Genomic DNA, 19,565 nt, shown 5'->3' on the forward strand with positions numbered 1-19,565 from the left:
CGTCCGGCGTCCGGCGTCCGGCGTCCGGCGTCCGGCGTCCGGCGTCCGGCGTCCGGCGTCCGGCGTCCGGCGAAGCGTCAGACCACACCCTTCTTCAGGCGGCGGCGCTCCCTTTCGGACAGACCGCCCCAGATGCCGAAACGCTCGTCGTTGGCCAGGGCGTACTCCAGGCAGTCGGAACGGACTTCACAGGCGAGGCAGACCTTCTTCGCCTCACGCGTGGATCCGCCCTTTTCGGGGAAGAACGACTCGGGGTCGGTCTGCGCACACAGCGCGCGCTCCTGCCAGCCGAGTTCCTCGTCGGCCTCTTCGGCCAGCAGCAATTGGAACTGCTCGGTCATGCGCGCCCCTCGTCTGTCGTACTTCCCCGTGATGCAGCCGTCACCATGTGCGGCTGAACGACACGAGTGAAATTACAAGTGTGCCGATCCGGGCCAGTCAAGCCGAGATCTGCTATTGGGCCCGTTATTCACTCCGCTGAACCAAGGGGTGACAGAAAGTGTTGATATCGGCTTGAAAGCCCACATCCGTCAACCGTGGTCCGCCGCCCACCGCTCACGTACCGTCAGACGCCCCGGCTCGGCGTGCCGTTCCGCCTCTCGGAACGAAGCGTTGTGGATCACAGTTCGATCACGGAAGAGCAACGTCACACGGATGCCGCGCACTCCCTGTCCGGGCGTGGATCCGGCGTTCTCCACCGGATCCGCACGGATGCCGCACCATCTATCCGCACGACCCGAGCCCAAACCTTTCAGTGTCGAACCTTGCCGGAACAGGTGAAGGCCGCACGGCAAATCGGGCACCGAGTTGACAGGGTCCCTCCGCAACCGATCTCCTTGTCCCATGACCGTCGAGTGCCACGCGCCGCACAGGACCCGCCGCCGCGGGCTCCGTCGCGTTGTGCTCGCGCAGAGCTGCTGTTGTTCCTGTTGTTGCCGCTGAGCTCATGACCGGGTCCGGGCCACCGTCCCGGCGCCGCCCGCTCCCCGCCGCGTCACAAAGGAACAGACCCTCGATGTACTCCGACGTTTCGATCGCCGGTGACCCTCTCGCCCTGCCCCACCTGCTCCCCCCGGTGCCGCGGCACCCCGGCACGGTCGCGGAGTTCGCCGGCCTCGCCCGTGCCATCGCCGCCGACGGAGCGCGCTGGCGACCCCTGGTGCGCTACGACGCCACGACCCGCTGGTACGCCCGCCTGGACACCGGACCGGGCTACGAGGTGTGGCTGCTGAGCTGGCTGCCCGGCCAGGGCAGCGGCCTGCACGACCACGGCCGCTCCTCGGGGGTACTGACCGTTCTGGACGGCGAGTTGCGCGAACGCGCCCTGACCGCCCGCGGAGAGGCCGCCCGCGCCCTCGGTCCGCAGGCACAGCGCGTCTTCCCGCCGGGCTACGTCCACGAGGTCGTCAACGACTCGCTGGAACCGGCCGTCAGCCTTCACGTCTACTTCCCCGGCCTCACGCGGATGACGCCGTACGCCCGGGGGCCGCGTGCGGCCCGGATCCCGGCCCGAACGGTCCGCGACGGGTACCGGGACGCCCCCGGGCTTCCCGCCGCAGGGTAAGCGCCCGGCCGGGACGGGCGGGCTGACAGACTGGGCCCCATGCGAATCGTGGTTCTGGCCGGAGGCATCGGCGGGGCGCGCTTTCTGCGCGGCCTGAAGGCAGCGGAGCCGGAGGCGGACGTCACCGTCGTCGGCAACACCGGAGACGACATCCATCTGTTCGGGCTGAAGGTCTGCCCCGACCTCGACACCGTCATGTACACCCTGGGCGGCGGCATCCACGAGGAGCAGGGCTGGGGCCGGGCCGACGAGACGTTCGCCGTCAAGGAGGAACTCGCCGCCTATGGCGTCGGACCGGAGTGGTTCGGCCTGGGCGACCGCGACTTCGCCACCCACATCGTCCGCACCCAGATGCTGGGCGCCGGCTATCCGCTCAGCGCCGTCACCGAGGCGCTCTGCGCCCGCTGGCGCCCCGGGGTGCGGCTCATCCCCATGTCGGACGACCGGGTCGAGACGCACGTGCTGATCGAGGTGGACGGCGAGCGCAAGGCCGTGCACTTCCAGGAGTACTGGGTCAAGCTGCGCGCCTCCGTGCCCGCCCAGGCCGTCGTCCCGGTCGGCGCCGAGGGCGCCAAGCCCGCCCCCGGCGTACTGGAGGCCATCGGCGAGGCCGACGTCATCCTCTTCCCGCCGTCCAACCCGGTGGTCAGCATCGGCACCATCCTGGCGGTGCCCGGCATCAGGGAGGCCATCGCGGAGGCCGGGGTCCCCGTGGTGGGCCTGTCCCCCATCATCGGCGGCGCGCCCGTGCGAGGCATGGCCGACAAGGTGCTCGCCGCGGTGGGCGTGGAGTCGACGGCCGCCGCCGTGGCCGCGCACTACGGCTCCGGGCTCCTGGACGGCTGGCTGGTCGACACCGCGGACGCGGACGCGGTCGCGGAGGTGGAAGCGGCCGGCATCCGGTGCCGGGCCGTACCGCTGCTGATGGAGGACGTGGAGGCGAGCGCCCGCATGGCCCGCGAGGCGCTGGCACTGGCGCGGGAGGTGGGGGCGTGAGCGCGGTGCCGCGTTACGAGGTCTTCGGGGTGCCCGGCATAGGCGAGGTGCAGCCCGGGGCGGACATCGCCAAGCTGATCGCCGCCACTGGTGTCGAGCTCGCCGACGGGGACGTGCTGCTGGTCACCTCCAAGATCGTCAGCAAGGCGGAGGGCCGGCTGACGCGCGCGGACGACCGCGAAGCCGCGATCGACGCGGAGGCGGTGCGCCTGGTCGCCCGCCGCGGCCCCACCCGGATCGTGGAGACCCGCCACGGCTTCGTGATGGCCGCGGCGGGGGTGGACGCCTCCAACACCCCGGCCGGCACCGTTCTGCTGCTCCCGGAGGACCCCGACGCCTCGGCCCGGCGGATCCGCGAGGGCCTGCGCGAGGCTCTCGGGGTGCGGGTCGGCGTCCTGGTCACCGACACCTTCGGGCGGCCGTGGCGCGAGGGCCTCACCGACGTGGCGATCGGCGCCGCGGGAGTGCGCGTGCTCGAAGACCTGAGAGGCGGTCAGGACGCCCACGGCAATCCCCTGAACGCGACCGTGACGGCCACCGCCGACGAACTCGCGGCCGCCGGCGACCTGGTCAAGGGCAAGGCGTCCGGCATCCCGGTCGCCGTGGTACGGGGGCTCGGCGCACTTGTGCTCGCCGGGGACACGGCCGACGACCAGGTGCCCGACGGCTCGGCCGCCTCCATTGCCGCGTCCCTTGCCGAGGACCGAGGGGCGCGCCCCTTGGTGCGGGCGGCAACCGACGACATGTTCCGGCTCGGCACCTCGGAAGCGGTGCGTGAGGCCGTGTCGCTGCGCCGCACCGTACGGGAGTTCACCGCGGAAAGCGTCGACCCGGCGGCCGTGCGCAGGGCCGTCGCGCTCGCCGTGACCGCACCCGCGCCGCACCACACCACGCCCTGGCGGTTCGTGCTCGTCGAGTCGGCCGACGTGAAGGAGCAGCTCCTGGACGCCATGCGCGACGCCTGGACGGCGGACCTGCGGGGCGACGGGTTCTCCGAGGAGAGCATCGCCAAGCGGCTGCGCCGCGGCGACGTGCTGCGCAAGGCGCCGTACCTGATCGTGCCCTGCCTGGTGACGGAGGGCGCACACGCCTACCCCGACCACAGGAGGGGCGCGGCGGAACGCGAGATGTTCGTCGTCGCCATGGGCGCGGGCGTGCAGAACCTCCTGGTCGCCCTGGCCGGCGAGCAACTGGGCTCGGCATGGGTGTCGTCGACCATGTTCTGCCGGGACGTGGTGCGCGAGGTGCTGGACCTGCCCGCGGACTGGGACCCGATGGGCACGGTCGCCGTCGGCCGCCCCGCCGCGCCGCCGACACCCCGGCCGGCCCGCGACGCCTCGGCGTTCACAGCCGTGCGCTGAGCCGCCCGCCGCCAGGACGCGGATCCGGAGTCAGGCGTACCGGGTCGGCGGGTTCGGCGCCAGGCGCGGTGCCCTGCGCGGGGGCGCCGGGGACCGCAGGCATATCAGACGGGTGGCCCGGTGGCGCTGGCCCGCATAGGGCGCCAGCAGTTCGAGCATGGTGGCGTCGTCGCTGCGGTGGGCGCCGGTCAGCGCGTAACCGATCAGGTGGGGCAGGTGCAGGTCGCCGACGGTGACCGCGTCGGGGGCGCCATGGCTGCGCTGGAGGGTCTCGGCGGCCGTCCAGGGCCCGATGCCCGGCACGGTCTGCAGGCGGCGGGCGGCCTCGGCCGCCTCCAGCGCCGCCAATGTGTCGAGCCTGCCGCCGAGCCGTACCGCGCGCATCACCGTGGACGCCCGCTTGTCGTCGACGCCCGCGCAGTGCCAGTCCCACGAGGGGATGCGGGCCCAGCCGCGCGCGTCGGGCATGACCCGCATCCTGGGCGCCGGACCGGGCGCCGGCTCACCGTGCTGGAAGAGCAGCAGCCGCCAGGCGCGGTACGCCTCCTCGGTGGTCACCTTCTGTTCCAGGATCGACGGGATCAGCGACTCCAGGACCAGCCCCGTGCGGGTCAGCCGCAGCCCCGCGTGGCGCCGATGCGCGGCGTGCACCAGGCGGTGCCGGGGGACGAAGGCGGAGGGGTCGTCGTACGCCCCCAGGAGCCCCGGCAGGGCATCCAGCATCCAGGCGGCGCCCGGTCCCCAGGCCTGGCCCTCCAACGCCGCCGGGCTGCCGGTGATCCGGAGCGTGGCCGGCCCCTCGGGTGTGCGGCTGGCCCGCCAGACCGCCCCGTCGGGCGTGATGCGGAAGGCGGGGTCGCCGCCTCCGCGGCGCAGCGGCATCAGCGTCAGGCGTACGTCCAGCGGGCCGGTGGGCACCCAGGCGCGGGACACCGCGGGGGCCGTACCGCCGACGCGGCCGGCTGGAATGGGACGCATCCGGCGAGACTACCCGGGCCGGGGGATGCCGGGGCCGCGGCCCCGGCATCCCCCGGCCTCACCGGTCCGAGGAGAACCTGATCGCCCCGGACTCGATCCGCGCCCCGCACCACACCCTGGCGCCCGCCGTGAGCTCGTTGTCCGGCCCCACCACGGCGCCGTCGCCGACCACCACGCCGTCCAGGACGGTACGGGCGCCGATCCGCGCTCCCACCCCCACCAGCGAGTTCTTGACCACCGCTCCCGGTTCGACCTCGGCTCCCGCCAGCACGGCGCTGCCCTCGACGCGGGCGCCCGAGCCCACCCGGGCGCCCGCGGAGACCGCCGAGCCCCCGGAGAGCTTGGCGTCCTCGGCGACGGCGGCGCCGTCCAGCACCAGGTACTCCCCGCACCGCCCGGGCACCGCGGGAGAGGGCGCGCGGCCCAGGACGAGGTCCGCCGAGCCCCGGACGAACGCCTGCGGGGTCCCCAGATCGAGCCAGTACGTGGAGTCGACCATGCCCTGCAGGTGGGCCCCGGCCGCCAGCAGGTCGGGGAACGTCTCGCGCTCCACCGACACCGGCCGCCCCCCGGGGATCGTGTCGATGACCGAACGCGTGAAGACGTAGGCGCCCGCGTTGATCTGGTCGGTGACGATCTCCTCCGGCGTCTGGGGCTTCTCCAGGAAGGCGGTGACGCGGCCGGTGGGGTCGGTGGGCACCAGGCCGTAGGCACGCGGGTCGAGGACCCGGGTCAGGTGCAGCGAGACGTCGGCGCCGGTGCGTCCGTGGGTCGCGACAAGGGCGCGGATGTCGAGCCCGGTGAGGATGTCGCCGTTGAAGACGAGCACGGGGTCGCCGGGCGCGGAGTACAGCCTGTGGGCGACATTGCGGATGGCGCCGCCGGTGCCGAGCGGATCGGTCTCGGTGACGTACTCCAGGTGGAGGCCGAGCGCGGAGCCGTCGCCGAAGTACGGCTCGAAGACCTCCGCCAGATAGGAAGTGGCCATGACGATGTGCCGGATCCCGGCGGCACGGGCGCGCGCGAGCTGGTGGGTGAGGAAGGGCACCCCCGCGGCGGGGACCATGGGCTTGGGGGTGTGTACCGTGAGCGGTCGCAGCCTGGTGCCCTTGCCGCCGACGAGCAGGATCGCCTCGGTGGCGGGCCGGTGCTCCGGCCGTGCGGGGGCCGCGGGGCGGCCCTCCGCCAAGACGCCGTCCTCGTGACGGCCGTCCGCGGGCCGCTGGTCCCGGGCCTCGCGGGCGGGGAGGCTCTGGGCCGGGAAGCTCAGTGTCGGCAGGCTCTGTGCGCGCATGGGGAAGATAGTGGCATAAGCCGTAAAGCGCGCAGAATCCGCGCCTGACGGGCCGTCGGTCCGCGCGAGCGGCCGCCGCCGTACGCGCGGCGGCCCACGCCCCCGCGCGGAACGGCAGGCGTCCCCGTACGAGGGACGCCTGCCGGCGGCCGTACGGGGGACGGCCGGTGGTCCCCGTACGAGGGACGGCCCTGCGCCGCCCGGTAGCCTTTGCGCGTGACCTCCACCGCCCGGACTCCCGCGGAACTGCTCGCCGAGGCACTGCGCGGCGACTTCGCCCGCCCGCTGATCACTTTCTACGACGACGCGACCGGCGAGCGCGTCGAGTTGTCGGTGGCGACGTTCGCCAACTGGGTCGCCAAGACGGCGAATCTGCTGCAGGACGAACTGGGGGCGCAGCCCGGCGACCGGGTGGCGCTGCTGCTGCCCGCGCACTGGCAGACCGCGGTATGGCTGCTGGCCGCCTTCTCCACCGGGGCGGTCGCGGTGCCCGGCGGCGATCCGGAGGGCGCCGACCTGGTGGTGAGCGGCCCGGACACCCTGGAGCGGGCACGGGCCTGCGGCGGGGAGCGGGTGGCGCTGGCGCTGCGCCCGCTGGGCGGGCGGTTCCCGCAGCCGCCGGCCGGGTTCGCCGACTACGCGGTGGAAGTGCCGTCGCAGGGCGACCGGTTCGTCCCTTACGCGCCCGTGGGGCCGCAGGCGCCCGCTCTGGAGCTGTCCGGCGAGGTCCTGGACGGCGCCGAAGTGGTGGCGCGCGCCCGGCGGTCGGCCGCCGCCCTGGGCCTGGAGCGCGGGTCGCGGCTGCTGTCCGGGCTGACGTACGACGGGTGGGACGGCCTGGCGGCGGGTCTGCTCGCGCCCCTTGCCGCGGACGCCTCCGTCGTCCTGTGCCGCCATCTGGACCGGCTGCCGCCGGAACGGCTGGCCGAGCGGGTCGAGGCGGAGCGCGTCACGCACCGGGCCTGACCCGCGCCGAAGCCCCGCCTGCCCCGCACCTTTCGCCGACGCCTCCCACCGGCGCCTCCTCACCCGGCAACCGCCGCCCGGGCGGCCGCTCCCCGGCGCCCGCACCGTTCCCGCGGCCCGCCTCCGTCCTGTCGCGCCCCGCCTCGGTTCCGTCGCGCCCCGCCTCGGTCCTGCGCCCCGCCCGCACCAATAGCGCCGTGCCGCGGCGAACACCCGTGTTTCCTCGCAGTGTTCAGGCAACCACTTGGCGGATTCGACTGTCTGATCGAGTGCCGGTCGGGCATTCGGGCCCGGCCGCGCCGGTTACCTCCAGGACGGGCAGCGACGTGACGACGCCAGCAGAGCCTCCGCAGGACGACTCCGCCTCCGAAGCCGCGCCCGCCCCGGACGAACAGGCGCCGGAACGGCCGCGGCGCCGCTTGCGCTGGCTGCGCGTCCTGGCGCTGTGCACCGCGGTTCTCGTCCTCGTCCTCGCGGGCGGCACCTGGTACGTCTACCAGAAGCTCAACGGCAACATCACCACCGACACCGCGACCGAGACCGAACTCAAGGCGCATGAGGCGGACCGCCCCACCGAGGGCCCGACGAGCGCCGAGAACATCCTGCTCATAGGCTCGGACAACCGCGGCTCCGGCAACGAGGAGTACGGCCCCGACTCGGGTACCCAGCGTTCGGACACCACGATCCTGCTGCACCTGGCGGCCGACCGCGGCAGCGCCACCGCGGTGAGCATCCCCCGCGACCTGATGGCGCACGTACCCAGTTGCAGGCGGTCCGACGGCTCGACCGCCCCGGCCCGCTTCGAGCAGTTCAACTGGGCCTTCGAGCAGGCGGGCCCGGCCTGCACGATCCGGACGGTCGAGAACATGACGGGCGTGCGGATCGACCATCACCTGATCGTGGACTTCAAGGGCTTCAAGAACATGGTGAACGCCGTCGACGGCGTGGAGGTCTGCCTCGCCCGCCCGGTGCACGACACCAAGGCGCACCTCGACCTGCCCGCCGGCCGGCAGAAGCTCGACGGGGAACAGGCGCTGGGCTTCGTCCGCGCCCGCTACAGCATCGGCGACGGCAGCGACACCGGGCGCATGGACCGCCAGCAGGACTTCCTCGCGTCGCTGCTGAAGAAGGTGCACAGCAACGGGGTGCTGCTCAACCCGCTGAAGCTGTACCCGCTGCTGAACGCGGCCACCTCCTCGCTGACCGCCGACCCGGGCCTGGACTCCCTGAACGAGCTCTACGGCCTGGCGCACAGCCTCCAGCGCATACCCACCGGCGCGGTGCGCTTCCTGACCCTGCCGCAGGAGCCGTACACCGCCGACCACAACCGCGACCAACTCCTCCAGCCCGCCGCCGACGAGCTGTTCGCGGCGCTGCGCGACGACCGGCCGGTGACCGTGTCGGCGCAGGTGACGCCGGAAGGCACCACCACGCCCTCGGCCACACCGACCGGCACCACCAGTAGTACCGGTACTACCGGTGCCACTCCTTCCGGTACTCCCACCGGTGCTCCTTCCGGGCCCGCCGCGAACAGCCCTTCGGACACCCCCTCGGCAACACCCACCTATCGCGGTACAACCGCCAACCGCGACATCTGCGGCAAAGACAGATGAGCTAGTGTGTGCGTCCGGCCGATCCCGGATCGGATGGAGGACCCCAGGGACCGTGGACGCGCAAGGCCGTAGCGACATCGACCCGGCGGACCAGTGGGTGTACGACCCCGCCACGGGCGCCTACCAGTTGCGGCTGGACGGCGGGCAGCCGCCGGCGGCGAGCGTGCCGGCCCCGTCGGAACCGCGTGACGGCGCCGGAGCGGTGCCACGCGTCCCGGGCAGCCGTACCGCGGAGCCCGGCGGCCCCGGCGGCGGCGCGGGGGAACGGGACGGCCGTACCGCGACGCCCGGCAGCCGCGTCGGCGCGCGCGCCCAGGCACGCAACCAGCTGCGCGGCGCCCCCGCGCGCTCGCACGGCCGGCGAGCGGCCCGCGCGAACGCCGCCCGGGCCTCGTCGCCCGCAGGACTGTCCGGGCCGCCGCCCACCAGCCGCCGCAAGGCCAAGCCCAGGATGTCCCGCAAGAAGCGGATCCTGGCCTGGACGGCGGGCGCGCTGGGCTTCGCGGTGGTCGTGACGGCCGTGGCCGGCTACCTCGTCTACCAGCATTTCAACAACAACATCACCACGGTCGACGTGGGCGACGCCGGCAGCAAGGGAGTCACCCACGACGGTCCGATGAACATACTGATCATCGGCACCGACAGCAGGCAGGGCCTGGGCAACAAGTACGGTGACGCGGGCAGCGTCGGCCACGCGGACACCACGATCCTCCTGCACATCTCGGCCGACCGGACCAACGCGACCGCGCTGAGCATCCCCCGGGACATCGTCACCGCGATCCCCGACTGCCCGACCAGGCAGAAGAACGGCGGCATCAAGGTCGTCCCGGGTTCGCCCAAGCACCTGACGTACCCCAAGTTCAACGAGAGCCTCGGCCAGGACGGGCGCGACCCCGGCTGCACGATGCGGACGGTCAAGCAGCTCACCGGCATCCCGGTGGACCACTTCATGATGGTCGACTTCGAGGCGGTCAAGACCCTGTCCACGGCCGTCGGCGGCGTCGACGTCTGCCTCACCCGTCCGCTCGTCGACCCCAAGTCGCACCTGAACCTGACGGCGGGTCCGCACAAGATCGAGGGCGAGCAGGCGCTGGAGTTCGTACGGACCCGGCACGCGCTGCGCAACCAGAGCGACCTGGATCGGATCAAGCTCCAGCAGGAATTCCTGAGCTCGATGGTCCGGCAGATGAAGGCCGGCGGCAGCCTGACCAACCCCAAGAAGCTGTGGACGCTGGCGGACGCCGCCACCAAGGCGCTGACCGTGGACACCGCCATCGGCAGCGTCAACAAGCTGATCAGCCTGGCGAAGGACCTCAGCGCCGTTGACACCCGGCACATCACCTTCGCCACGCTTCCGGTGATCGACAACCCGAACGAGACGAGGCACGTCACCGTCGTGCCCGATCCCACGCGGGCGCCGCAGGTGCTGGCGCTGATCAAGAACGACGTCTCGCTCGCCCAGGCCAGGAAGGCGGCCGCCAAGCCCGATCCGAGGCTCACCGGGCCGAAGGCCACCCCGCACAACACACGGGTCACCGTGCTCAACGGCAGCGGCGTCTTCGGGGCCGCCCAGGACATGGTCAACTGGCTGCAGAACGACAAGGGCGTCAACCGCTCGGCGAACGGCGGCAACGCACCGGCGGGCGTGGTGGCGCACACCGTGCTGGACTACGCGCCCAACCAGGCGGACCAGGCCCGTTCGCTGGCCGCCATGATGGGGCTGCCCGCCTCCGCCCTCCACGAGGGCCGGGTGAAGGCCAAGCCGCTGCAGTACATGACCCTCACCCTGGGCAAGGACTACACGAGGCCGGGCGCTCCCATCGCCGACCCGACCACCCTTCCCAAGGACGTGCAGACCCGGCAGGCCGACAACACCGCGTGCGCCGGATAGCGCTCCCGCCTGCTCCCCCCGCCCGCCCGTTCGGGCCGGTGCCCCGCGCGGCCGGCCGAACGCGGTGATCCCGCGCGGTCAAGTCGTGATCGAAGAGGTGCAACTCTGTACGCCCGATGACCGTCTTGCACATGGACGGCAATGGACGGCTCCCAGGGACCCGGCCACGACCGACACGGGGAACCGACACGGGGAGGGGTACGGGTGCGCGACGGGACCATGGGGGGAAGCGGTTACGGGGGCCCGTCCGATCCCGGTGGCACGGACTGGCAGCAGGGCCTCTTCCGTGACGACTTCCCCGACGGCGCGCACGCGCACACCCCGCGCACGTACGACATCCCCGGGCAGCGGCACCCCGACGACGCCGTCGAGCGCTCACCGACGCCCGGGAGCGGGGCCGGTGCGGGGGGCGGGGACGAGTCCGGGGCCGGCGGCGAGGCCACGCCCGGCGGGGGGCACAGACGCGGCGGGCCGCGCAGAAAGCCCAGGAGCCGCAGACGCAGGATCCTGAAGTGGACGGCGATCACGGCCGCGGTGGGCGTGCTGGGGACGGCGGGCGCCGCGTACGGCTACTACGAGTACCTGTCCAGCAAGATCCGCAAGGGCCAGCGGATCAGTGGCGTGACGAACGTCGCCAAGCCGAAGGCGAACGCCAACGGCGACACCCCGATGAACATCCTGATCCTCGGCTCGGACACCCGCAACAGCGCCGCGGACGCCAAGCTCGGCGGCGCGGCGGACTCCAGCGGGGCCAGGGCGGACGTGATCATGATCGCTCACCTGTCCGCGGACCGCAGCAACATGTCGGTGGTCAGCATCCCGCGCGACACCCGGGTGGACATCCCCCCGTGCACGGACCCCAAGACGAAGCAGACGTACCCGGCCGCCAACGACATCATCAACGCGTCGCTGGGCCGCGGCGGTCCCGGCTGCACCCTGGCGACGGTGCAGAACCTCACCGGCGTCTACATCGACCACTGGCTGATGATCGACTTCTCCGGCGTGGTGAAGATGGCCGACGTGGTCGGCGGTGTCGAGGTGTGTCTCAAGCACAGCGTGTGGGACCGGCCGACGAAGTACATCAAGCACGGCGGCTCCGGGCTGAAGCTTCCCGCCGGCAGGCAGACCATCTACGGGAAGCAGGCGCTGCAATGGCTGCGCACCCGTGACGCCTTCGGCAGCGATGCGGGACGGGCCAAGGCGCAGCACATGTACATGAGTTCGCTGATCCGCCAACTGCGCGGCCAGAACCTGTTCACCAACCCCACCCGGCTCAACAAGATCGCCACGACGGCCATGGAGGCGTTCGAGGTCTCCTCGGAGATCGGCACCCCGAAGAAACTGTACGACCTGGGCATGCAGCTCAAGACGGTGCCCTCGAACCGCATCACGATGCTCACCATGCCGCACATCGCCGACTACAAGGACCCGGGCGCGCACTATCTGCCGGACCCCGCCGCCGCGCCCCAGGTGTGGTCGCTGCTGCGCAACGACGTGGCCATGGACGCCAACGGCAAGGCGAGAACCGGCGCCAAGGGCGCGCCCAAGCCGTCGGCCACCCCGGCGGGACCGGCGGCCCGCCCCTCGTCCGCGATCCCCGTCACGGTGGTCAACGGCACGGCCGGCACCGGCACAGGGGTGGCGACCCCGGGCCGCGCCGGGGACATCAAGAGGGCACTGCGTGCGGCGGGCTTCACACAGGCGGCCGCCAGCCTGCAGGCGCACCCGAGCCCGGGCACCACCCTGGTCTACCCGACCGCGAGCGGCGCCCAGGGCAAGGCCGACGCGACAGCCGTCGCCAAGGCGCTCAAGATCCCGGCGGGCAACGTGAAGTCGTCAACCACCGCCCAGGCCATCACCCTCACCATAGGCGCGGACTGGAAGACGGGCACCGACTTCGGCGCGACGCTGCCGAAGGCCGGTTCGGTGCCGGACAACTCCGACGCCATCAACGGCGCCGACACCTCGAAGTGCATGGACGTCGAGCCGATCTACCGCTGGGAAGGGTGAGCCCGGCCCCAAGGGGGGCGAGGGCCGCCGACGACGGCCGGCCGCTCCGGGCGCCGGCTGAGACCGGCTCTCTAGGCGTCGGCCGTCGTCGGGGTGCTCTTGACCGCCGGGCGGCGGCTGGCGATCACCTTGCGGGCCAGTGAGCGGGGGCTGGTGAGGAACCCGTAGCCCCAGCACATGTGCATGGTGGCCAGGGCGAGAGGGATGCGCAGCCTGGCGCCGGGCGGCAGGCCGCGGCCCGCGGGGAGGGAGCCCACCGTGATGCCCGCGACATAGGCGGCGGGGACCAGGAGCGCCCATGGGGTGAGGGCGGCGCCCAGCACGATGCCGACGGCGTTGGCCAGCAGCGCCGCGGGGGCGGCGAGGTAGCGGAGGTTCACCGAGCCGCGGTGGTAGCGGGTGACGACGCGGCGCCAGCGGCCGTAGTCCTTGTACTGCTTGGCCAGCGTGCGCACGGAGGGCCGCGGCCGGTAGGAGACCCGCAACTGCGGGGAGAACCAGATGAGGTGGCCGGCCTCGCGGATGCGGTAGTTCAGCTCCCAGTCCTGGGCGCGGATGAACTCCTCGTTGTAGCCGCCCTGCTGCTCCAGAACTTCGCGGCGGAAGACGCCGAGGTAGACGGTGTCGGCGGCGGCCGCGGCGCCGCCGGTGTGGAAGGCCGCGTTGCCGACGCCTATCTTCGAGGTCATCGCGGCGGCGACGGCCCGCTCCCAGTCGTTCTCGCCCTCGGCGTGCATGATGCCGCCGACGTTGGCCGCGCCGGTCTCCGCCAGCAGCCGCACGGCGGTGGCGATGTAGTCGGGCGAGAGCATGCCGTGCCCGTCGACACGTACCACGACCGGGTGGCGCGACGCCTTGATCGCGGCGTTGAGCGCGGCCGGGGTGCGGCCGGTTGGATTGGGCACCGTGTGGACACGCGGGTCCTCGGCGACCAGTTCGGCGGCGATCGCGTCGGTGCGGTCCTTGGACGGGCCGAGCGCGATGACGACTTCGAGCTCGCCCGGGTAGTCCTGGTCGAGGATGTGCCGGACGGCGTTGCGCAGATGGCGCTCCTCGTTGAGCACCGGCATGATCACGGAGACGGCCGGGTGCGCGGAAGCGTCGATGGCGCTGTTCTCGGGGCGGGATGCGGCGTTCATCGCGGCAAACGTTACCGCCATCGAGGGACACCGGCGCGTGGGGTCGGCTTCATGGTCCCGTTTCTCCCTAGCCTGAACGGATCCGCTCCCTGTCCGCGTCCGGAGGTCGCCGAGTGCCGCCCACCCGAGGACGTCCGACGGCCGCCCGCCCGCCGCGCCCTGAGCAGCGCGCCGCGGCACAGCACCCGCGGCGCGCCCCGGCCGGCCGGCGTCCGCGCCCCAGGCGGCCGGTCCGCAGGGGCCGCCGGATCGCGGGCGCCCTGGCCCTCCTGGTGATCACGACCAGCGGCCTGGGCCACGCGGTGGTGAACGGCGTGAACGACACGATCGGCCGGGTCGACGCCTTCGGCGGCATGCAGGGGCGCCCCAACGGTTCCAAGGGCACCAACTACCTGCTCGTCGGCACCGACGGCCGCGACGGCATCCCCCCGGCCGAGAAGCGGCACTACCACCTGGGCGGCGTTCCCTGCCACTGCACGGACACGATCATGCTGGTCCACGTGTCGGAGGACCGGCGCCGCGCGACCGTCGTGAGCATCCCGCGCGACACCTACGTACGCCTGCCGGGCAGGAGCCGAAGGGCAGCGGCGGCCGGGGGCGGACCGCTGTGGAACCGGTCGGCGCGGAAGCCGGGGAACCCTGCGACGCCGGGGACTGCGGGCACTCCGGGGACTCCGGGGACTCCGCCGCCGGGGAGGCCGTCGCGGGGAAGCCCTCCGCCGGATCCGGCCTCCGCGGGCTCGACGGTGTACGCCACGCATCCCGCCAAGCTCAACGAGGCGTACGCGGACGGAGGCCCCAAGCTGACCGTCCGCACCGTGGAGCAGATGACCGGGGTCCACATCGACCATTACATCGAGGTCGACTTCGTCAGCTTCATGAAGACCGTCGACGTGCTCGGCGGCGTGCCCGTGTGCACGCCGAAGCCGCTGAAGGACTCGTACAGCGGGCTCGACCTGCCGGCCGGCACCACGACACTCGACGGCGGCCGGGCGCTGCAGTACGTGCGCTCCCGGCATCTGGACGGCGCCGCCGACCTCGGGCGCATGCAGCGCCAGCAGGGTTTCCTGGCGCAGGTGGTCCGCCGGATCACCAGCGGGGACACGCTGCGCGACCCGGCCGTGCTCGGCGGTGTCGTGAGGACGGTGCTCGGTTCGGTCCGCACCGACCAAGGGCTGCGGCCGACCGACCTGATCGGGCTCGCCGAGGGCATGCGGGACTTCTCGCCGCGGTCGTCGCAGTTCGTCCAGGTGCCGCTCAGCGCCGTCGGCTACCACGTGCGCGGCATCGGCTCCACCGTGAAGTGGGACGAGCGCGGGGCGGGCCGGCTGTGGGCGGCCATCCGGGCCGACCGGCCGCTCACCGACCCGGACGCGGCCGGCAAGGACGCGGGGCCCGGCGCGGGCCGGACTCCCGGCTCCGGCCCCTCCTCCGCCGCGCCCGCCGCGGGCGCGGCTACGGACTCCGGCCCGGTGTCCCGCTCCGGCTCGGCTGCCGGCTCCGCCCCGGGTTCGGCTCCCGGCTCACCGCCCGGCTCCGCTCCCCCGTCCCGCCCGTCCACCGCCCCCGGTCCGTCCGCCTCCTCGGCCGCGGGCCGGGCCCGCGGCAAGGACACGGCGCACCCCGTCCCCACGGCCACCGCGGACGTCGACCCGCGCCAGATCCGGGTCACCGTGGAGAACGGCACCACCACCAACGGCCTCGCCGCCACCGCCCAGCGGGAACTGGCCGCCACCGGCTTCGTCACCCCGGTCCCGCCGCGCACCGCCCCCGTGCGCACCCAGCAGACCGTGATCCGCTACGACCCCCGCTGGAACCGCTCGGCGAAGTCGCTCGCCGCGGCTCTGCCCGGCGCCCAGCTCCTGCCCGTCCCCGGCCAGGGACCGGTGATGCGGGTCGTCCTGGGCACCGACTTCTCCAAGGTCACTCCGGTGACGGCGGCGCCGCCCGCTTCCCCGGCGCCGGGTGCGCCCGCCGGAACCTCGGGCGGCGCCGGGACGCCGGCCGGCGGAGTCCCGGTCAGAGGCGACCAGGTGACCTGCGCGTGAGGGACACGGGACACCGGGCACAGGACACCGGGCACGCGGCACCGGGCACGGTCCCGTCGCCGCACCCCGCTCCCGTAAGCCCCCTGGGGGGTCCGCCCGTGCACCCGCCGCGCCCCGTAACTCCCGGGGCCCACGGAGCTGTCAGTCGTCCAGGCCCTCGGCCGCCCGCTGCCTGCGCAGCTCGACGATCGCGCGACGGCGGGCCAGCCGGTGGGTGCGGCGGATCTGCGCCTCCTGCCACCTGCGGCGGTCCCGGTCGGTCTCCGGTACGACCTGCGGCACGGGCCGCGGCTTGCCCTCGGCGTCGACCGCCACGAAGACCAGGTACGCGCTGGCCACCTGCTGGGCGGGCCCGGACTCGTTCCAGCGCTCGGCCACGACCCGGACGCCTATCTCCATGGAGGTCGTACCGGTCCAGTTGACCTGCGCCTTGACGTGAAGGAGGTCACCGACCCGTACCGGTTCGAGGAACGCCATCTCGTCCATCGCGCCCGTGACCGCCGGACCCTCCGAGTGCCGTCCCGCGACCGCCCCCGCCGCGTCGTCCACCAGCTTCATGACCACGCCGCCGTGCACGGTCCCCAGCAGGTTGGTGTCGTGCGCGGACATGATGTGGGAAAGGGTGATGCGGGACGCGGAGGTCGGCTTGTCCGGCACGACGGGTACGGGCGGGGGCGCCGGCGGGTCGTGGGGTCCGGAGGCGGCGGATGACTCGATCACGCCATCCACTGTATGTCCGTCCACAGGTCCGTCACGAAACCGCCGCGAGCTCCCGCGGTGTGCATCGGCTCTGCTACAGAACGGCCTCGGATTGCAGGTCGGCCGCCTGGTGCGGGCACACTGGCGGGCATGAACGGTTGGAGCGATGACACCGAGCGACGCCGTATGGCGGAGCCGCCGCTGCCCCCAGAACTGTCGCCGCGCCGGGCCGCCGCAGCCCACGGCGGAGTCCCGCCGCAGCCCACCCGGCACCCGGGCGCCGGCCAGGTCCCGGGACAGGTACCGATCCCCGGGCAGGCGCCGGCCCCCGGCGGCGGTCCGGGCGACGGCTACGGCCCGCCCACCACCGGCGGCCCCGGTGACGGGCCGCGGCGCAGGCGCTGGAGCACCCGCAAGAAGATCGGGTACGCCGCGCTCGGTCTGGTCGTGGTGCTGCTCGTGGTGTCCGTCTCCACGTACTTCTGGGCCGACTCCAAGGTCCGCCGCGAGGTCGATCTGAGCAAGGTCGAGGACCGGCCGCCGGACGGCAAGGGCACCAATTACCTGATCGTCGGTTCGGACAGCCGCGAGGGCCTGACCGCCGCCGACGAGAAGAAGCTGCACACCGGCGCCGCCGAGGGCCAGCGCACCGACTCGATGATGATCCTGCACACCGGCAGCAACGGCACCACGATGATGAGCCTGCCGCGCGACTCGTACGTCACCATCCCGGCCTTCACCGGCCAGCGGACGCACAAGCGGTACGCGGCCTCGCGGCACAAGCTGAACCGCGCCTACGCCGACGGCGGGCCCGAGCTGCTCACCCGCACCATCGAGTACAACACCGGCATCCACATCGACCACTACGCGGAGATCGGCTTCGCCGGCTTCGTGAACCTGGTCAACTCGCTGGGCGGTGTGAACATGTGCCTGGACAAGGCGGTGCACGACAAGGCGTCCGGCGCCGACTTCAAGGCGGGCTGCCAGAAGCTCAACGGCCAGCAGTCCCTCGCCTTCGTCCGCCAGCGCCACCAGGAGGCCGACCAGGACCTCGGCCGGATGCGCAACCAGCAGAAGTTCCTGTCCACCCTGGCCCACCAGGCCGCCTCGCCGTCGACCGTGCTCAACCCGTTCAAGCTCTACCCGGTCATCGGCTCCGGTCTTGACACCCTCATTGTCGACAAGAAGATGAGCCTGCTGGACCTGGTGCACATGTTCTGGGCGATGAAGGGCGTGACCGGCGGCGGCCACTCCATCACCGTTCCGATAGGCAACGCCAACTACATGACCGCCAGCGACGGAGACGCCGTCAAGTGGGACATGACGAAGGCGAAGACGCTGTTCGACGAGCTGCAGAACGACCAGAAGGTCACGGTGAGCGGCAAGTAGCACGTGCGGCCCGTACCGTTTCCGGCACGCCGGGGTACGGGCCCCGGAGGCACAGGCACCCGGAGATACGGGCACCCGGAGGCACGGGCACCCGGAGGCACGGGCACCCGGAGATACGGCAACGGCCCCGGTCCCGCGGAGAGTTCCTCCGCGGGACCGGGGCCGTACGGCGTGGGGCCGGGCCGGTCCGGCCCCGGCCCTGCTCCGCTTCGTTCAGGCGGCGATCGCCTGGCCGGTCACGGCCGGCACCCACTGGTCGAGCTCGGCGCGCCAGTAGCGGGCGACGTTCAGCCGGGTCGGCTTGGGCTCTCCGGGAAGCTGGAAGCGCAGCGAGCTCCACAGGACGTTGCGGCGCACGTCGCTGACCAGGCCGGCGGCCTCCTGCCGCGGGATCGCGGCCACCAGTTCCTTGGGGCGGGCGGTCATCCGGCCGGCCTTGTGGAACACCACGGCCTGTTCGGTGACGGTGACGAAGTAGTACTTCACGAATGCCTGAGCGATGACGCCGATGGCGTTGGTCAGCCACGGGCTCGGCCCGGTGATCGTGTGGAAGGTGACGATCGGGCGGTCCGAGGGGTTGATCTGGGCGATGGCCTGGGCCACCTGCTCCTGCATCGTGGACTTGCGTATGGCCATGGTTCGGTCGTGCCCCCATTGTCTGCGGTACGTGGAACTGCGACGCCGCCGTCGATTCCGACGGCGGCGTCGCAGCGTATCGCTCCTTGGTGTCAGGGACACGACCGCAAGAGCGGGGGTTACGAACCCGTGACGTGCGCCGGGCGGCCATGACGCCCGGCGGACCGGTGCCTCAGTGGCGGGCGGCCGGCTTGCGGCGCCGCAGCATGAACACCGCGCCACCACCGGCGACGACGAAGGCCGCCGCGACGCCCGCGATCATCCCGGTGTTGCTGCCGCCACCGGTCTCGGCCAGGTTCTGGCTGCCGCCGGCCGCCGGCGAGGGCGCGTTGGTGTCGGCGACCGCCGGAGCGGACGACGAGGCGGTGCTGCTCGGGGTGGCGGCGGGCGCACTGGCCGTCGTCGTCGGCGTAGCGGATGTGCTGGGCGTGGTGGTCGACGGCGTGGGCGACGCGGGGCTGGTCGGCGGGGCCGGAGTCGTGGTCGGGGTCTCGCAGGGGGTGGCCGGGGTGGTCACGCTTGTGGTGCCGACGTCCCCCCCACTGTCCTTGACGACCTTCACGGTGTACGTCGTGTTCGGCTGCCAGGCCACCGGGAACGTGACGGTGACACCGGCCTGCGAGCCGATCACACCGGACTGCTCGCCGATGTCTTTCTGGCCCTGGGTGACGGTGATGGTCACCGGCGTGTGGGAGTAGTCCTTGTCGATGACCTGGATGGAGCCCTTGCCGTTGTCACACGCGGCAGAGGCCGAGAACTCGCTGATTTTGCAAGCGAACGCGTTGCCTGCAACGCCCACCGCTATAGCGGTCGCGGCGGAGGCAACGCCGATGGAACGCACCGCGATTGCGGTGCGGCGGTTTATGGACACGTCTTCCCTTCACGGGATCGGAGCAGAAGCGTGGAAGTGCCGCACGGTGGTGACCCCCGTCGCCCACCTGTGGGCCCTCACACCTCTACAAGCTGGCCCGTGCGCTTGTC

General features: G+C 72.8%; 16 protein-coding genes. 9 read left to right on the plus strand and 7 right to left on the minus strand.

What is annotated here, in order from left to right:
- Positions 1 to 77: 77 nt before the first annotated feature.
- The gene (locus K7G61_RS04160) at positions 78 to 341 is read right to left on the minus strand and encodes a WhiB family transcriptional regulator (protein ID WP_031519519.1); all 264 of its coding nucleotides are present in this window, start codon (positions 339 to 341) and stop codon (positions 78 to 80) included.
- A gap of 674 nt (positions 342 to 1,015) precedes the next feature.
- On the opposite strand from K7G61_RS04160, the gene K7G61_RS04165 reads away from it, so the two are divergent.
- The 3 genes from K7G61_RS04165 to K7G61_RS04175 are packed head-to-tail and all read left to right on the plus strand — an operon-like array spanning position 1,016 to position 3,921.
- The gene (locus K7G61_RS04165; protein WP_225845217.1) at positions 1,016 to 1,564 is read left to right on the plus strand and encodes a cysteine dioxygenase family protein; all 549 of its coding nucleotides are present in this window, start codon (positions 1,016 to 1,018) and stop codon (positions 1,562 to 1,564) included.
- Between the two features lie 39 nt (positions 1,565 to 1,603).
- The gene (gene cofD, locus K7G61_RS04170; RefSeq protein ID WP_225845218.1) at positions 1,604 to 2,560 is read left to right on the plus strand and encodes a 2-phospho-L-lactate transferase; all 957 of its coding nucleotides are present in this window, start codon (positions 1,604 to 1,606) and stop codon (positions 2,558 to 2,560) included.
- Positions 2,557 to 3,921, plus strand: a complete 1,365-nt coding sequence (locus tag K7G61_RS04175; RefSeq protein ID WP_225845219.1) for a coenzyme F420-0:L-glutamate ligase — start codon at positions 2,557 to 2,559, stop codon at positions 3,919 to 3,921. The genes cofD and K7G61_RS04175 overlap by 4 nt, the downstream gene beginning before the upstream one ends.
- 30 nt (positions 3,922 to 3,951) lie before the next feature.
- On the opposite strand, the gene K7G61_RS04180 is transcribed toward K7G61_RS04175, so the two are convergent.
- Together K7G61_RS04180 and K7G61_RS04185 are read right to left on the minus strand one after the other, a co-directional pair.
- Positions 3,952 to 4,899, minus strand: a complete 948-nt coding sequence (locus K7G61_RS04180; protein ID WP_225845220.1) for a DNA-3-methyladenine glycosylase — start codon at positions 4,897 to 4,899, stop codon at positions 3,952 to 3,954.
- A 58-nt stretch (positions 4,900 to 4,957) separates the two neighbouring features.
- Entirely contained in the window at positions 4,958 to 6,193 is a 1,236-nt protein-coding gene (locus K7G61_RS04185) for a sugar phosphate nucleotidyltransferase (protein WP_225845221.1), read from the minus strand.
- A gap of 216 nt (positions 6,194 to 6,409) precedes the next feature.
- On the opposite strand from K7G61_RS04185, the gene K7G61_RS04190 reads away from it, so the two are divergent.
- From K7G61_RS04190 to K7G61_RS04205, 4 genes are all read left to right on the plus strand, one after another.
- Positions 6,410 to 7,159: a TIGR03089 family protein gene (locus K7G61_RS04190; RefSeq protein WP_225845222.1), complete on the plus strand. Its 750-nt coding sequence runs from the start codon at positions 6,410 to 6,412 to the stop codon at positions 7,157 to 7,159.
- Positions 7,160 to 7,485: 326 nt separating this feature from the next.
- Positions 7,486 to 8,772 (plus strand): LCP family protein, encoded by a 1,287-nt coding sequence (locus tag K7G61_RS04195; protein ID WP_225845223.1) that lies wholly within the window; start codon positions 7,486 to 7,488, stop codon positions 8,770 to 8,772.
- Between the two features lie 52 nt (positions 8,773 to 8,824).
- Complete coding sequence (locus tag K7G61_RS04200) at positions 8,825 to 10,663, plus strand: LCP family protein (protein WP_225845224.1); 1,839 nt, start codon at positions 8,825 to 8,827, stop codon at positions 10,661 to 10,663.
- 204 nt (positions 10,664 to 10,867) lie between these two features.
- Positions 10,868 to 12,673 (plus strand): LCP family protein, encoded by a 1,806-nt coding sequence (locus tag K7G61_RS04205; RefSeq protein WP_225845225.1) that lies wholly within the window; start codon positions 10,868 to 10,870, stop codon positions 12,671 to 12,673.
- Positions 12,674 to 12,744: 71 nt separating this feature from the next.
- Here the strand turns inward: K7G61_RS04205 and K7G61_RS04210 are convergent, their stop codons facing one another.
- The gene (locus K7G61_RS04210) at positions 12,745 to 13,812 is read right to left on the minus strand and encodes a glycosyltransferase family 2 protein (protein ID WP_225845226.1); all 1,068 of its coding nucleotides are present in this window, start codon (positions 13,810 to 13,812) and stop codon (positions 12,745 to 12,747) included.
- A gap of 272 nt (positions 13,813 to 14,084) precedes the next feature.
- Between K7G61_RS04210 and K7G61_RS04215 the strand changes: the two genes are divergently transcribed.
- Positions 14,085 to 15,860 carry an LCP family protein gene (locus tag K7G61_RS04215; protein WP_225845227.1) on the plus strand — a complete coding sequence of 592 codons (1,776 nt, stop codon included), beginning with the start codon at positions 14,085 to 14,087 and terminating at the stop codon, positions 15,858 to 15,860.
- Between the two features lie 141 nt (positions 15,861 to 16,001).
- Here the strand turns inward: K7G61_RS04215 and K7G61_RS04220 are convergent, their stop codons facing one another.
- Positions 16,002 to 16,469: an acyl-CoA thioesterase gene (locus tag K7G61_RS04220; RefSeq protein ID WP_225845551.1), complete on the minus strand. Its 468-nt coding sequence runs from the start codon at positions 16,467 to 16,469 to the stop codon at positions 16,002 to 16,004.
- Positions 16,470 to 16,709: 240 nt separating this feature from the next.
- Between K7G61_RS04220 and K7G61_RS04225 the strand changes: the two genes are divergently transcribed.
- Entirely contained in the window at positions 16,710 to 17,948 is a 1,239-nt protein-coding gene (locus tag K7G61_RS04225) for an LCP family protein (RefSeq protein ID WP_225845228.1), read from the plus strand.
- Positions 17,949 to 18,161: 213 nt separating this feature from the next.
- On the opposite strand, the gene K7G61_RS04230 is transcribed toward K7G61_RS04225, so the two are convergent.
- Together K7G61_RS04230 and K7G61_RS04235 are read right to left on the minus strand one after the other, a co-directional pair.
- Positions 18,162 to 18,584 carry a hypothetical protein gene (locus K7G61_RS04230; RefSeq protein ID WP_225845229.1) on the minus strand — a complete coding sequence of 141 codons (423 nt, stop codon included), beginning with the start codon at positions 18,582 to 18,584 and terminating at the stop codon, positions 18,162 to 18,164.
- 172 nt (positions 18,585 to 18,756) lie between these two features.
- A complete protein-coding gene (locus K7G61_RS04235) occupies positions 18,757 to 19,455 on the minus strand; it encodes an LAETG motif-containing sortase-dependent surface protein (RefSeq protein ID WP_308190586.1) in 699 nt (232 codons plus the stop codon).
- Between the last annotated feature and the right edge of the window lie 110 nt (positions 19,456 to 19,565).

Origin of the sequence: Streptomyces sp. HPF1205 (assembly GCF_020400825.1) — a bacterium.
Taxonomy (GTDB): domain Bacteria; phylum Actinomycetota; class Actinomycetes; order Streptomycetales; family Streptomycetaceae; genus Actinacidiphila.

Bases quoted from the DNA above. Each gene is read 5' to 3' on its own strand.
- K7G61_RS04160 (WP_031519519.1), bottom strand. From the start codon at position 341: ATGACCGAGCAGTTCCAATTGCTGCTGGCCGAAGAGGCCGACGAGGAA.
- K7G61_RS04165 (WP_225845217.1), top strand. From the start codon at position 1,016: ATGTACTCCGACGTTTCGATCGCCGGTGACCCTCTCGCCCTGCCCCAC.
- cofD (WP_225845218.1), top strand. From the start codon at position 1,604: ATGCGAATCGTGGTTCTGGCCGGAGGCATCGGCGGGGCGCGCTTTCTG.
- K7G61_RS04180 (WP_225845220.1), bottom strand. From the start codon at position 4,899: ATGCGTCCCATTCCAGCCGGCCGCGTCGGCGGTACGGCCCCCGCGGTG.
- K7G61_RS04185 (WP_225845221.1), bottom strand. From the start codon at position 6,193: ATGCGCGCACAGAGCCTGCCGACACTGAGCTTCCCGGCCCAGAGCCTC.
- K7G61_RS04210 (WP_225845226.1), bottom strand. From the start codon at position 13,812: ATGAACGCCGCATCCCGCCCCGAGAACAGCGCCATCGACGCTTCCGCG.
- K7G61_RS04220 (WP_225845551.1), bottom strand. From the start codon at position 16,469: ATGTCCGCGCACGACACCAACCTGCTGGGGACCGTGCACGGCGGCGTG.
- K7G61_RS04225 (WP_225845228.1), top strand. From the start codon at position 16,710: ATGAACGGTTGGAGCGATGACACCGAGCGACGCCGTATGGCGGAGCCG.
- K7G61_RS04230 (WP_225845229.1), bottom strand. From the start codon at position 18,584: ATGGCCATACGCAAGTCCACGATGCAGGAGCAGGTGGCCCAGGCCATC.